Annotated in this window: 11 protein-coding genes and 1 pseudogene; 4 read left to right on the forward strand and 8 right to left on the reverse strand. The window is 43.9% G+C overall.

What is annotated here, in order from left to right:
- Nucleotides 1-233: 233 nt before the first annotated feature.
- Nucleotides 234-1,529 carry a solute carrier family 23 protein gene (locus tag FTT75_RS06470; RefSeq protein WP_148334914.1) on the forward strand — a complete coding sequence of 432 codons (1,296 nt, stop codon included), beginning with the start codon at nt 234-236 and terminating at the stop codon, nt 1,527-1,529.
- Nucleotides 1,530-1,795: 266 nt separating this feature from the next.
- Here FTT75_RS06470 and FTT75_RS06475 read toward each other — a convergent pair whose 3' ends face one another.
- The 7 genes from FTT75_RS06475 to ilvD (FTT75_RS06505) all read right to left on the reverse strand — a co-directional run bounded on the left by FTT75_RS06475 (nt 1,796) and on the right by ilvD (FTT75_RS06505) (nt 10,672).
- Complete coding sequence (locus FTT75_RS06475; protein WP_004280844.1) at nt 1,796-1,975, reverse strand: hypothetical protein; 180 nt, start codon at nt 1,973-1,975, stop codon at nt 1,796-1,798.
- Nucleotides 1,976-2,283: 308 nt separating this feature from the next.
- On the reverse strand, nt 2,284-2,571 hold the full coding sequence (locus tag FTT75_RS06480) for a chorismate mutase (RefSeq protein ID WP_159516534.1): 288 nt from the start codon (nt 2,569-2,571) through the stop codon (nt 2,284-2,286).
- Nucleotides 2,552-3,874, reverse strand: coding sequence for a hypothetical protein (locus FTT75_RS06485; RefSeq protein WP_180186124.1), 1,323 nt, complete (start codon nt 3,872-3,874; stop codon nt 2,552-2,554). Before FTT75_RS06485 ends, FTT75_RS06480 begins: the two co-directional genes overlap by 20 nt.
- Before the next feature lie 178 nt (nt 3,875-4,052).
- Nucleotides 4,053-5,348: an RNA-guided endonuclease TnpB family protein gene (locus FTT75_RS06490; protein ID WP_180186117.1), complete on the reverse strand. Its 1,296-nt coding sequence runs from the start codon at nt 5,346-5,348 to the stop codon at nt 4,053-4,055.
- Between the two features lie 177 nt (nt 5,349-5,525).
- The gene (ilvD, locus tag FTT75_RS06495; protein WP_180186118.1) at nt 5,526-7,211 is read right to left on the reverse strand and encodes a dihydroxy-acid dehydratase; all 1,686 of its coding nucleotides are present in this window, start codon (nt 7,209-7,211) and stop codon (nt 5,526-5,528) included.
- Between the two features lie 126 nt (nt 7,212-7,337).
- On the reverse strand, nt 7,338-8,645 hold the full coding sequence (locus FTT75_RS06500; RefSeq protein ID WP_005173589.1) for an RNA-guided endonuclease TnpB family protein: 1,308 nt from the start codon (nt 8,643-8,645) through the stop codon (nt 7,338-7,340).
- A gap of 197 nt (nt 8,646-8,842) precedes the next feature.
- Nucleotides 8,843-10,672 (reverse strand): dihydroxy-acid dehydratase, encoded by a 1,830-nt coding sequence (gene ilvD, locus FTT75_RS06505; RefSeq protein WP_100357653.1) that lies wholly within the window; start codon nt 10,670-10,672, stop codon nt 8,843-8,845.
- Between the two features lie 408 nt (nt 10,673-11,080).
- Between ilvD (FTT75_RS06505) and fmt the strand changes: the two genes are divergently transcribed.
- Nucleotides 11,081-12,043, forward strand: a complete 963-nt coding sequence (fmt, locus tag FTT75_RS06510; protein ID WP_180186119.1) for a methionyl-tRNA formyltransferase — start codon at nt 11,081-11,083, stop codon at nt 12,041-12,043.
- Entirely contained in the window at nt 12,040-13,347 is a 1,308-nt protein-coding gene (gene rsmB, locus FTT75_RS06515; RefSeq protein WP_180186120.1) for a 16S rRNA (cytosine(967)-C(5))-methyltransferase RsmB, read from the forward strand. Before fmt ends, rsmB begins: the two co-directional genes overlap by 4 nt.
- An 84-nt stretch (nt 13,348-13,431) precedes the next feature.
- On the opposite strand, the pseudogene zupT reads toward rsmB, so the two are convergent.
- Nucleotides 13,432-14,142 (reverse strand): annotated as a pseudogene (gene zupT / locus FTT75_RS06520) (zinc transporter ZupT); the annotation flags it as partial.
- A gap of 89 nt (nt 14,143-14,231) precedes the next feature.
- Between zupT and FTT75_RS06525 the strand changes: the two are divergent.
- On the forward strand, nt 14,232-14,709 hold a 478-nt coding region (locus FTT75_RS06525), incomplete at its 3' end, for a hypothetical protein (protein ID WP_180186121.1).

Genomic DNA, 14,709 nt, shown 5'->3' on the forward strand with positions numbered 1-14,709 from the left:
CTGCATCGTATTTTTTATAACTAAAATAACAAATCTTTATGAGTGAATTTTAAGCATAGCTATATGATTAATCCACTGATTTAACGCTACTTTTATATTAAAAATATTTACCAATTGATAAAAAATAAATAAAAGTCAATGAATTAACTTGAACAAAAAGTTGAAAGGAGTGATTAAAACTTCCAAAAAACCGGAGTATGATGTGCACAATTTATCTTTTGAGTGCTCATTTTATGTCCAGTTGGTTTCCCAAATGGCGCCCTTATGAGGGCAGTATCGATGCACGACCAGTAGGTACCGCAGAGTATTTGCCACCCGCACAAACGGTAGTTTTGGGTGTACAGCATGCCTTTGCCATGTTTGGCGCGACTGTACTGGCACCTTTTTTAATGGGCTTTGATCCTAACCTGGCGATTTTAATGTCAGGGATCTGTACTATTCTGTTCTTTTTAATCACCGGTGGCCGGGTTCCAAGTTATCTAGGTTCAAGCTTTGCCTTTATTGGTGTGGTCATCGCAGCAACTGGTTATGCGGGTGGTGGCGGACTGAATCCGAATATTGGCGTTGCAGCAGGCGGGATTATCGCATGTGGCATCTTCTATGCGCTGATGGGCTTTCTGGTCATGGCGACGGGCACCCGCTGGATCGAAAAGCTGATGCCACCGGTAGTGACCGGTGCCGTGGTGATGATCATTGGCCTGAACCTTGCTCCAGTCACGGTTAAAAGCGTCATGGGCAACACCTTTAATATGTGGATGTCTCTCGTTACCGTGATGTGCATGGGCTCGATTGCCGTCTTTACCAAAGGCCTGCTGCAACGCCTGCTATTATTGGTCGGTCTGTTACTGGCCTATCTGATCTATTTCATGCTCAGCAATATCATGGGTTATGGTACTGCAATCAACTTCCTTCCCATTCAGCAAGCGGCCTGGTTTGGGTTACCGACTTTCCATGCACCGACCTTTGAATTGAATGCGATGTTGATCATTGCGCCAATTGCCTTGATTCTGGTGGCTGAAAATCTGGGCCATATTAAAGCCGTAGGCGCGATGACCGGTGAAAACCTAGATCCGCATATTGGTAAAGCCTTTGTAGCAGATGGTATTGCAACCACTTTAGCCGGTGGTGTGGGTGCGCCGGGTATGACCACCTATGGTGAAAACATTGGTGTAATGGCCGTGACACGGGTTTACTCGACCATCATCTTTGCAGTCGCGGGTGTCTTTGCTGTGTTCCTGGGTTTATCGCCTAAGTTTGGTGCGGTGATTCATACTATTCCTACGGCGATTCTGACCGGTGCTTCGATTATAGTCTTTGGTTTGATTACTATTGCTGGTGCCAAAATCTGGATTGAGAACAAGGTCGATTTTTCGCAGAACAAGAACCTGATGGTGGCTGCGGTGACCATTATTTTAGGTACGGGTGATTTTGCCCTGACTTTTGGTAGCTTCAATCTGGGTGGTATTGGTACGGCAACGTTTGCAGCCCTGTTCTTAAACTGGTTCTTCAGTCTGGTCGATAAAAAATAAAATTCAGCGATGACTGGGCACAGCCTGTTGCAAGCAAAAAGACCGAACATATATGTTCGGTCTTTTTTGTAGCCTAAAACAGTCTGTCTAGAATGAACTGTTTTAAGTGACTGGCAATTGATTCACGTTGGCTTATTTCTGTTTTTTAAGCGCTTGCTTCAGTTGCTTCAATTTGCCTTTATGTTTTGAAATCTTTTTCAAACGTGCTTTGATTTCTTGCTTTAAAGATTTAACTTGCTTAGCCATGGTATTACTCCCTAGTAAGGCTATTCGTTAGGCTTGTGTTGTTTCACAAAACCACGAATAAATTTTCTTAATTCACGAGCAGCACTAGTATCCAGTTCTTCGCAGAGACGAATAAATTCATCACGCTCCGTACTCTGAATACGAATTAAAAGTTGTCCATCTTTCTTGCCTGTCTTTATTTTTTTGATTTGCTCGCTCATTGCTTATCTCTCCAAAATAAAGACTACTTTGCAAAAGATGTATATACAATATATATACTTTTTAAATTAAATCAAACTTACATTGTAAAAATATTTAATAAAATCAATTTCTTTTTTTTACCATAATTTCTATAAAACCGTGCAAAGCCCGTCCAGGCAAGGCTTTAGGCACTTGGCTGAATGGGCTTTTTATGGATAAATTATTTTTGCAAAAAGGCGATGTTGTGCTTAAAAATCACCATGGCTACAGCAAGATCTCCTGCATAGCTTGAAGATCGTCCGGCGTAGTTGAACTGAAATGAGCCCGTTTAAGGACGAAACTCTTTCAGTTCACGTTGAATAAAGTATTGGAACATTTCACGGTATAGATGTTCAATAAACTCCTGATCGAGGCCCTGCTTTTGCGCCAATGCCCTAACATTTTCTACAATCTGTTCCATACGTTCTGGTGACTGCAAATCGGTTTCGGTTTTTTTGAAACGGGTGGTTTGATCAACATAAAATTGACGCGCAGCGATCAGCTCAACTAAAGCTGTATCAATGGCATCGATCTGTTGACGTGCATATTCTAGTGATTCAGCTTTGATCTTTTCCATGTTTTTTCAGTTCACTTTCAGTTTGATTATTACTCTTATACTTTTCTTCTAACACATTACTGAAAATACTTTCAATCATCCAGACCCGATATAAGCTATTAAATGTATAACTTTGATCATCTATCCGCAGTTCCAGTACCGGAAAGTTCGGCTGCGACTTCATTTCACAGAGCATATCATTGTCCTGCAGCTTCACCAGAATATCGTCCTGGGTCAGATCTACAATATTTAACTGTTGCTGCAAAAGTTTGAAATGGGGTGCATAAGACAGGTCTTCACCACGGGTCCAGACGGCCTGCAAGATCTGGTACATCGCCTCAATCCGCTGCTCCTCGGGACAGCTATAAAATAACTGTGCAATTGGCACGATTGCCTGCTCGGTCGGCCGGCAGAACGGGGTAAATTCGACCTCAGTCCGTTTCGACAAACGCGTGGCCAGACTCCAGTCAAACTCATCCCGGCCACGGTAAGACAAAGGATAGACTTTCAGCTGGATATTATAATAATCCGCCAGTTCTTCTTTGATATAGGCCAGCAACAACCAGGAAATCGGATCTTCCAGCGCAATATATAAATCCAGTTCCGGGTCCATCGACTGGATCTCGTTCAGCTCTTCGGCATCACTGATCAGATGCTCACGCCATTCAATGTGATCGATCATAAAAATCGGATTACCGGTCAGCAGTTTTTGCTGCTCCAGACGCCGGGTCAGACGCAACAGGTCATCGACTGCCTGATACTGGCGTCCGCCTAAATTAAAATAGCTGGCCAGAATCGGGGTCTGGTCAAAAATACGTTCGGGAAAGTCCTGTGGCTGATGATGACGACTGGCCATGGCATAAAGGGTTCGTAATTTTCCGGTCTGTTTTTGCCACAACATATGAAACACATCTTCCAGCAAATACAGAAAATCCTGCCCGCGCAGCGGGGTATGCCGTAAAATCAGTTCCGCCTGTTGCAAGGCTTCAGCGCTGGGCAATTCTGGCGTGTCATGAAAACTAAAACGATGCTGTTTCGACAGAATCTTGGCATCATTTAGGGTGTAGTGCTGCCATTCATCAAAAGACATCTGATTTGGGGGGGCTGCATGCGAACTGGAAATAATTACTTTCAGCGGCTTGAGCTGCGGACTTAAAATTTCTTCGAGCTGGGGCAGCTGCTGTACCGCCAGATAGCTGTACACATCATCCAGTCTTAAATGGATACTCAGCCCATCTTGAATAGATAACACCGTTTGACGGATTGGTTTCTGGTAAAACCAACTCGATCGGATTGGATCAAACCAACGGCGTAACAGGGACATGAGTTCGGCCTCGACAAAGATGACGGTGTGCAGTTCAAAAAATTGAATCTGTACAGAATAATCTATTTTTAAGATCGCAGAGCCAAAGCCCTGCATGGTGTAAAAACTTATATCAAGTCTTGACATACTCCCCCCACTTTCGACTAGCTCAAGTGGGGGATTCTAAAAGCAAAAGCTCTTAGGTGACTTCCTCACGGATTTCACTTGCTTTCTGCTTCACAGGGCGATCTTTACCGCATCTTCCCTCGACAGACAAAACGGTGTGTCCCACCGCTAAAATGTTGCGAGAAGCATTAATATCTGCATTCTCGCTAAAACCACAACTAACACACTCAAACTTAGCCTGAGTGAGCCTATTTTCTTTTGCAACGTGACCACATGAACTACAAGTCTGACTTGTATATTTAGGGTCAACTTTAACGAGTAAACCACCTCGCCATTGCTGTTTGTACACCAACATATTAACAAGCATTGACCAACCTTGATCTAGGATTGATTTGTTCAAGCCTGATTTAGCTTTAACATTCTTTCCTTTTTCTTCGATTGAGCCTTTGGCTGACTTCGACATATTGGCTACTTTTAAGTCCTCAACTACGATCATTGCGTGGTTTTTGCTGAGAGTTGTCGTGACTTTGTGCAAGTAGTCATGCCGAATATTGGCAATATGATGATGTAATTTATTGATCTTTAAATTAAGTTTTTTCCAATTTTGACTAAATTCGGTTTTCTTTCTCAACTTACGTTGAAGCCTAGCCAACTTTACTTGATTGGCTTTAAAACTATTGATTGGGTCAAATACCTGACCTGTTGATATTGTAATTAATTTCTTAATGCCAAGATCAACACCAATTGCAGATTTTGATGGATGAATTGGTTGTTCGATTTCACGGTTAGTACAAAATGAAACATACCAAAGCCCACAAATTTTCTTAATTGTAATACTTGTGATTTTACCAACAATTTCTTGTGATTTTTTAAATCTTATCCAACCTGTTTTTTTAGGCAAAGAAACTCGATCACCAATAACCTCACAATCTGCAAATGGAAGTCTAAAAGATTGCTCACCATCTGATTTCTTCTTGAATCTTGGCATGAGTGGTCTAAGCTGAATCTCACCACCATCAGCCAATTTAAAAAAATTGGCTGATGGTGGTTTCCGCTTGTTTTGCTTTAAACGAGCTTGTTCTTTTTTGTTGTAAAACTTACCCCATGCTTGAGCAAGATCACGTATTTTTTGCTGTAAGCAAGCTGAATATGTTTGACCAAGAAAAGAAAATTCAGGTGTTTTTTTAAGGGGTACTAATTTTTTTTCAATGCTTTCGTAACGAATATATTCATCTTTAGCAAACATTTCAAATGATTTAGCGAGAATTTGATTCCACACAAAACGAGCAGAACCTATTGCTTGATTAAGCAATATTTCCTGTTCTTGGTTAGGCAGAAGCCTAAACTTGTAGTGTTGTAAAATCTTCATTAAATCATTGTTTATAAAAGAATTGTAGTGTTTGAATTATAGCAAAAATAAGCAATAAAACCAAGAAAACATTATCTTTAATATGGCTATCGCCACTCGCTTGTATCCCCCACCTGACTGTCGGTGAGGGTCTTACGCCCGATTAAGATAAACAAATGTTCAATGTTTAACAATGGATTAGAGGTCAAGATTCAAGTCAGTGACCGCCCCGGTTTCTGCACCTGAGGTCAGTTTGGCGAATTTGGCCAGTGCTCCATGGGTATAGTTCGGTTTTGGTTTGATCCAGGCTGCTTGACGTGCTGCAATCTCCGGCTCATCCACATGCCAGGTCATTTCCCGGGTTTCCGCATTAATTGAAATCTGGTCGCCATTTTGTACCAGACCAATCGGGCCGCCATCATAAGCTTCGGGGGTGACATGACCAATCACAAAACCGTGACTGCCACCCGAGAAGCGTCCATCGGTAATCAGGGCAACTGAAGCGCCTAAGCCCTTCCCGATAATCGCAGAGGTCGGTTTCAGCATTTCTGGCATTCCCGGGCCACCTTTGGGACCAACGCCACGAATCACCACCACTTCACCCGGCTGGACTTCGCCATCCAGAATACCGCGCATGGCACCCTGCTCACCTTCAAACACGCGAGCCGGGCCAGCAAAATGCAGTCCTTCCTTACCGGTAATTTTGGCGACCGCGCCCTTCGGTGACAGATTGCCTTTTAGAATCACCAGATGTGAGTCTTTTTTCACTGGCGCATCAAAAGGCAGAATAATCTGCTGGCCTTCCGGATAGTCCTGCACATCGGCCAGATTTTCTGCCAGCGTCTTACCTGTGACCGTCAGACATGAGCCATCCAGCATGCCGGCATCCAGCATGCGCTTCATCAGTGGTTGAATGCCGCCAATCGCAATCAGTTCTGACATCAGATATTTACCTGATGGACGCACGTCGGCCACCACCGGAATATCTTTACCAATCCGCACGAAATCATCCAGACTCAATTCCACTCCTGCGGTATGTGCCATGGCTAAAAGATGCAGTACACCATTGGTCGAACCACCCAGCACAATCAAGACTTTAATCGAGTTTTCAAAGGCGGCTTTGGTCATGATGTCGCGCGGCTTAATATCCAGTCGCAACAGGTTCATCACCGCTTCACCGGCCCGGGCACAGTCAATTTGCTTGTCTTCCGATACCGCTTCCTGTGCCGAAGAACCCGGCAGGCTCATGCCTAAAGCTTCAATCGCAGAGGCCATCGAGTTGGCCGTGTACATACCGCCACACGAACCCGGACCTGGCAAGGAAACCTCTTCAATATGCTTGACCTGAATCGCGTTGATTTCACCTTTGGCATATTGACCCACCGCTTCAAACACCGAAATCATGTCGGTATGGCCTTCGCCCGGTTTAATGGTTCCACCATAAATAAACAGCCCCGGACGGTTGAGGCGCGCCAATCCCATGATGCAACCGGGCATGTTTTTGTCACAGCCACCAATGGCAATCACACCATCATAAGCCTGACAGCCGACCACGGTTTCAATCGAATCTGCGATCACTTCCCGTGACAGCAGGGAATATTTCATGCCTTCGGTGCCATTGGAAATGCCATCTGAAATGGTAATGGTATTAAAGATAATGCCCTTGCCACCCGCCGCACTCACGCCCTGCTCTACGGTTCTGGCCAGACCATCAATATGCATATTACAAGGCGTGACATTGGCCCAGGTCGAAGCAATGCCGATAAATGGCCGGTTAAAATCGGCATCCTGAAAACCGGTGGCACGCATCATGGAACGCGCCGGTGCATTTTCAATACCTTCATAAACGGGGGCAGAATGCTCGCGGATATTATCTTTACTCATTATTCTCTTCCTGGGCGATGACCGATTTTAAGCGTCGGTCTTGGACAATTTATTTTAAGATCATTGTTTGACATACTCCCACCACTTTCACTTTATTCAAGTGGGGGATTCTAAAAGCATCAGCTCTTAGGTGACTTCCTCACGGATTTCGCTTGCTTTCTGCTTCATCGGGCGACCTTTACCGCATCCACCCTCCACAGACAAAACGGTGTGTCCCACCGCCAAAATATTACGAGAAGCGTTAATATCCGCATTCTCGCTAAAGCCACACGCAACACATTCAAAATGTGCCTGAGTAAGCCTATTTTCTTTTGCAACATGACCGCAGGAGCTACACGTTTGACTTGTGTATTTCGGGTCAATCTTAACGAGTAAACCACCTCGCCATTGTTGTTTGTACTCCAATATATCAACAAGCATTGACCAACCTTGATCTAGGATTGCCTTGTTTAAGCCCGACTTGGCTTTGACATTCTTTCCTTTTTTCTCGATTGTGCCACTTGCTGACTTCGACATATTGGCTACTTTTAAGTCCTCAACTACGATCATTGCGTGGTTTTTGCTGAGAGTTGTCGTGACTTTATGTAGGTAGTCATGCCGAATATTAGCAATATGATAATGTAGCTTGTTAATTGTGGTGTTCAACTTTTTCCAATTTTCACTAAACTTCAATTTTTTGCTCAACTTACGTTGAAGTTTAGCTAATTTAATTTGGTTGGTTTTAAAACTGTTCTTTGGGTTAAATACCTCACCCTCAGATGTTGTGACTAATTTCTTGACACCTAAATCAACACCAACTGCGGTTTTGGATGGATGTACTGGATTTTCCAATAACTCTTTTTCACTGCCAAATGAAATATACCAATGACCTGATCTCTTACTGATTGTCACATTCTTAATTGTGCCTAGAATATCTTGTGATTTTCTAAATTTCACAAATCCTATGCCATTTGGCAGCTTAACTCGATTACCCTCAATTCGACAATATTTATCAAATTGCACCAATCTAATTGAATCGTAACCATCTGATTTTTTCTTAAATCTAGGCATCAGTGGGCGTAACTGGATTTCAGAACCATCAGTGAGTTTGAGGAATTTGGGCTTGCGTGGTTTACGCTTATTTTCTTTTAATCTTGCATGTTCTTTTGCATTGAAAAACCTTGTCCAAGCCGAAGCCAGATCACGAATTTTTTGCTGTAGGGAAACAGCATTAGAATGATTTGCTAAAAAAGCATATTCAGGATTCTTTTTAAGACTGGTGATTTTATTCACCAAATTGGTTGCATTGATAAATTCATTCTTTGCAAACATTTCAAATGACACAACTAAAATTTGATTCCAAACAAAACGCGCAGAACCAACAAGATTGTTTAAAATAACCTCTTGCTCTTCATTAGGCTCAAGCCTAAATTTATACGCCTTGTTGATTTTCATTTTTTTTAAAACTTATTTAAATACAATGTTATATTTCTTTTATTTTAACATAAAAACGAATTAAAGCTAAATTAAAAAACTTACGAAATTCACCTCCACCCTGACTGTCGGGTGGAGTCCTCTTTCATTTTAAGATAGTTTCTTGTATAAAAAAAGCACCCCATCTGGAGTGCTATTTAAATCTGTAAAATTACAGCTTAGATATCACGTACCGCACCTTTCGCCGCACTGGTGGCATGCATTGCATAGGCTTTCAGCGCTTTAGATACTTTACGTGGACGTTCCTTTGCAGGCTTCCAACCTTTGGCTTCTTGTACTTCACGGCGTGCTGCCAATACATCTTCAGCAACGGCTAAATGAATGCTACGGTTTGGAATATCAATTTCGATACGGTCGCCATCTTCAACCAGGGCAATTGTGCCGCCTTCAGCTGCTTCTGGGGAAACGTGACCAATGGAAAGACCTGAAGAACCACCAGAGAAACGGCCATCAGTGACAAGTGCACAGTCTTTACCTAAACCTTTCGATTTTAAGTAGCTGGTTGGGTACAACATTTCTTGCATGCCTGGACCACCCTGTGGACCTTCATAACGGATCAGCACCACATCACCTGCCACGATTTTCCCACCAAGAATGGCTTCAACTGCATCATCCTGGCTTTCAAATACACGTGCTGTGCCGTTGAATTTCAAGATAGAGTCATCTACACCCGCAGTTTTGACGATACAACCATCCAGTGCAATGTTGCCGTAAAGCACTGCCAAACCGCCGTCTTGCGAGAAGGCATGTTCAACATTACGTATTACACCATTTTCACGGTCGCCATCTAGACGGGTGTAATAACGATCTTGTGAGAACGCTGTTTGGGTTGGTACACCGCCCGGTGCCGATTTGAAGAAGTTATACACCTCTTCATCTTCAGTACGGATGATGTCCCACTTGTCTAAGGCATCTTTTAAGGTCGCTTCATGTACAGTAGGTACAGAAGTATCCAGTAAACCACCACGGTCTAGTTCACCGAGGATCGACATAATGCCGCCGGCACGGTGAATATCTTCCATATGAACGTTTTTAACCGCAGGTGCCACTTTACACAGTACAGGCACTTTACGAGATAAACGGTCGATATCGTCCATGGTGAAGTCTACTTCTGCTTCGTGAGCAGCTGCCAACAAGTGAAGAACGGTGTTGGTTGAACCACCCATCGCGATGTCCAAAGTCATGGCATTTTCATACGATGCTTTGGTCGCAACATTACGTGGCAACACGCTGTAATCATTTTGCTCATAATGACGCTTGGTGATTTCCACAATCAACTGGCCTGCACGCTCGAATAATTTTTTACGGTTGGCATGCGTTGCCAGCGTAGAGCCATTACCCGGTAAAGATAAACCAAGCGCTTCGGTTAAGCAGTTCATGGAATTCGCCGTGAACATTCCTGAACATGAACCACAGGTTGGACATGCAGAACGTTCATAGGCTTTGACTTCTTCGTCAGTATAGTTGTCATCTGCAGCCACGATCATCGCATCAACAAGGTCAATCGCCTGTTCATTACCACGGATTTGGACTTTACCCGCTTCCATCGGGCCACCAGAGACAAATACCACGGGAATGTTCAGACGCATCGCAGCCATCAACATGCCCGGGGTAATTTTGTCACAGTTTGAGATACACACCATGGCATCGGCGCAATGCGCATTGACCATGTACTCGACCGAGTCTGCAATCAGGTCACGCGAAGGCAATGAATACAGCATGCCGTCATGACCCATCGCGATGCCGTCATCGACTGCAATGGTATTGAATTCTTTTGCCACACCGCCTGACGCTTCAATTTGACGTGCCACCAGTTGACCCAGGTCTTTGAGATGCACATGACCCGGTACAAACTGGGTGAACGAGTTCACCACCGCAATAATCGGCTTACCGAAATCTTCATCTTTCATTCCGGTAGCACGCCATAAACCGCGTGCGCCAGCCATATTTCTTCCGTGTGTCGATGTTTTTGAACGATAGTCAGGCATTTTATATTTCCAACAAAGTTTGAGCTTGAAATGAACCGGACAGATCCACTCTGGCTAAATCATACTGACAATAAGCTTAAATCAGTTAAATTTTACACCTATCATACTACAAGCCCTTGTTTTACAAGATGACCCTTTGGTTGTAGATGCAGGCAAAAATGTCTATAGAGAGGTCGTAATGATCTGACGATAAAAATTTCTTGATGAAATCTACTATACCGTCATCATCATCAGGACAATACAAAACTTTCATGAATAATTTTTACAATTTGCATGAGTTTTTTTTATATAAAAATTCTACTGAAATTCAAGCACTCACCGGTCTTATCCAATAAGTTTTTGCAACGATTAGGCTGAAATTTGGCTTTTGGCTTATAATACGCTTTAAGTTTATTTGGAATTTCATGTGTGAAGATCATATTTGCAGGCACACCAGAATTTGCAGCGACTGCATTGGCTGCGCTGCTCAAAACCGAGCATGAAATTGTGGCGGTGTATACCCAGCCTGACCGCAAGGCCGGACGCGGACAAAAACTCACGGCATCTGCGGTCAAGCAGTTGGCGCTTGAACACAATATTCCAGTCTACCAACCGCTTCATTTCAAATCTTCGACTGAAGAAGGTCTGGCAGCGCAAGCAGAACTCAAAGCCTTAAATGCAGATGTGATGGTGGTGGCGGCCTATGGCCTGATCCTGCCACAAGTGGTTCTGGATACACCAAAATATGGTTGCCTGAATATTCATGGTTCCCTGTTGCCACGCTGGCGCGGTGCAGCCCCGATTCAGCGCGCGATTGCCACTGGCGATGCCGAGACCGGTGTGACCATTATGAAAATGGCGGCTGGTCTGGATACCGGGGACATGATGTACAAAACCATCTGTCCAATTACCGCCGAAGATACCTCTGCCAGTCTGCATGACAAACTGGCGCTACAGGGCGCTGAAGCGACGCTAAAGGTTTTAGAATCGGAACAGACCTTGCAGCACTATTTAGCACAGCGTGAAGTGCAAGATGACAGCCTGACGGTCTATGCACATAAACTGTCTAAAGCAGAAGCGCAAATTGACTGGACACAAGCTGCGGCAGAGATTGACCGTAATATCCGCGCTTTTAATCCTTGGCCAGTAGCCTTTACCCCGCTGGATGACAGCAACAATTTACGCATCTGGAACTCATCACTTTCTACGCACAACGCAAGCACTGCTCTGCCTGGTGAAGTGATTGCCCTAGATAAAGACGGCGTACATGTGATGTGTGGTGATCAGAACGCCATTTGCATCACCAATCTGCAATGGCCAGGTGGCAAAGCCCTGAATGCTGTTCAAATTAATCAAACTCAAAAACTATCGGTAGGATATAAATTCGCATGAGCCAAATTCAATCATCAGCTAAAAACTTGAATTTGCGCGCGCAAGTTGTCAAAACACTCTTGGCTGTACAAAATGGCCAATCACTTGCTTCAGTACTCAATCAACATATCAATATCGTGTCTGAACGTGACCGTGGTTTATATCACGAGTTAACCTTGGGCTGTTTACGTCAGTGGCATGGCCTGAAAGCCATTACCCTGCCGTTATTAACTAAACCCCTTGATAACCAGGCCCTAGAAAGCTGCTTATATTTGGGTTTATATCAGATTCTATGTACCCGCATTCCGGCACATGCCGCCATTTCAGAAACCGTGACTGCCGCCAAACAGCTGGGCTTTGAACCTTTAAGTGGTCTGGTCAATGCGGTGTTACGTCGTGTTTCACGTGAAACAGAAGAATTTGATCTGGCGTTAAATCAGGCACATGGCCTGCCAAGCTGGTTATTCAAACGTTTAAAGAAAGACTGGCCGGAACAGCTGGCTGAACTGTCGCACGAGTTAAAACAGATTGCACCGCTGACCTTGCGTGTTAATGTCAATCAGGTTAGCCGTGATGAATATCTGGAAATTCTGGAAGAAGAAGGCTATGAAGCACGTGCTTGCAGCCTGTCTGAAGTCGGGATTGTACTGGAACAGAATGTGCATATTCCAAACCTGCCGGGCTATGAAGCCGGCGGCTTCTCGGTTCAGGATGAACACGCCCAGCTATGTGCAACCTTAACACCTGATCTGGAAGGAAAAGTTGTAGTAGATGCCTGCGCTGCACCGGGTGGTAAGACTGCACACATTCTGGAAAAGTATAGTCCGAAAAAACTTTATGCAATTGATCAGGACGCGAAACGTTTGGTTCGTGTGGCAGAAAATCTGGAACGCTTACTGTTAACCGATTATGCCGAAGTTGAAATTATTGCAGCCGATGCCATTAGCTGGACAGCGTCTGAACCGGTCGACTGTATTGTGCTGGATGCACCATGTTCTGCCATCGGTGTGATCCGTCGCCATCCGGATATCCGTTTGCTGCGTCATTCTACAGATATTCCGCAAACCGTCGCGCTGCAAAAGCAGATTCTGGAAAATATGTGGCAGCAGTTAAAAGTCGGCGGCACCTTGCTCTACATTACCTGTTCGATTCTGAAAGCGGAAAATGAACAGCAGATGGTCGAGTTTTTTGCCCAGCATGCCGATGCCAAGGAAATCAAGATCGAAGCCGATTGGGGCATCGAACAGATACATGGTCGTCAGTTGTTGCCGAAAGCAGATCAAGGCGATGGCTTCTTCTATTGTCGTATTGAAAAGATCGCATAAATCATCATTTTTAAAGTCGGAAAAGGTAGCTTCGGCTGCCTTTTTTATTGCATGCTTTATTGCATGGCCGACTTGTAACAGGACTTACTGAATAAACTTAAAGATCACCAGACTGGTTGCCAGTGCAGCCATGCCACTCACCAGTCCATAGACGGTTTCATGTCCTTCGGCATAACGTTTTGCCGTCGGCAATAACTCATCCAGTGCCAGATAGACCATCACCCCGCCAATCAGGCCAAACACCAGACCATATACCGTATCGCTCATATAAGGCGCCAGAATAAAATAGCCCAAGGCGGCACCCAAAGGTTCAGCCAGTCCCGACACCAGACTGGCCCAGAGCGCATAATCTTTGCGTCCGGTCGCCATATACACTGGCAAGGCAATTGCCACACCTTCCGGGATATTATGAATCGCAATTGCCACCGCCAAAGGCGCACCCAAGGCAGGACTTTCCAGCGTGGCAAAAAAGGTCGCCAGACCTTCTGGCAGGTTATGTGCGCTAATGGCGAATAAAGTCAGCATGCCGGTACGCAATAGTTGCGGTGAACTGACGCCCTCACTGGCATGCGTTTCAACAGTTTCATGCGGATTTGGCACAAAATGATCCAGCAATAACACCAGAATCACGCCCAACAAAAATGCAAAGGTGCCAAAGGCAAAACCGGTTTTTTCATCAAAAGCCAGACTAAAGGAGGCAATCGATTTATTCAGAATTTCGGTTAAAGAAACATAGATCATGGCGCCCGCGGCAAAGGCCAGACCAAAGGCCAGCAGACGGAAATTGGGTTTTTTTTAAGAAGAGTGATTGATAGCAAATAATTATATTGACAAATATAGTCAAACATATACAATTTAGGTATTAAATTTTAAAAAAACTTGCAATGAAATACTTGACTGAAAGCTTAAAGAAAGTAGAGCAAGACCTTGCTTATTTTGTATCCCCTGAAAATAAAGATGGGTTTATTAAGGAATTTGCATCATGGGTCTATGGTGAGTGGTCAAAGAATGATTTCTATGAAACCGATATTGTAGATTTAGGCTATGATTGTTCTTCGTACCCTGAAAAAACGAATCAATCACTCTCCGATAAATGCCCCACCTATGCTGATTTTATTAATGCAAATACAGGCTTTTCTGAATGTACTCACGTTTCAGGACAAGGTATGCGCTGTCAAGAATATGAGGAAAAATTATTAGAGATTTTTGGTGATGCTTGCGCTAAAAAACTAGATGATTTAGTAGAGCTATATCAACTAGAAGTGCCTGAAAAATACAAAAAATTTGCAGAAAATATTAGTGAACTAATTTTCCTTGAAGTTGTTGATCATCATGAGGATTCAGAACTTTATGAGGTTTGTG

Origin of the sequence: Acinetobacter sp. YH01008, from assembly GCF_013420435.1 — a bacterium.
Classification (GTDB): domain Bacteria; phylum Pseudomonadota; class Gammaproteobacteria; order Pseudomonadales; family Moraxellaceae; genus Acinetobacter; species Acinetobacter pseudolwoffii.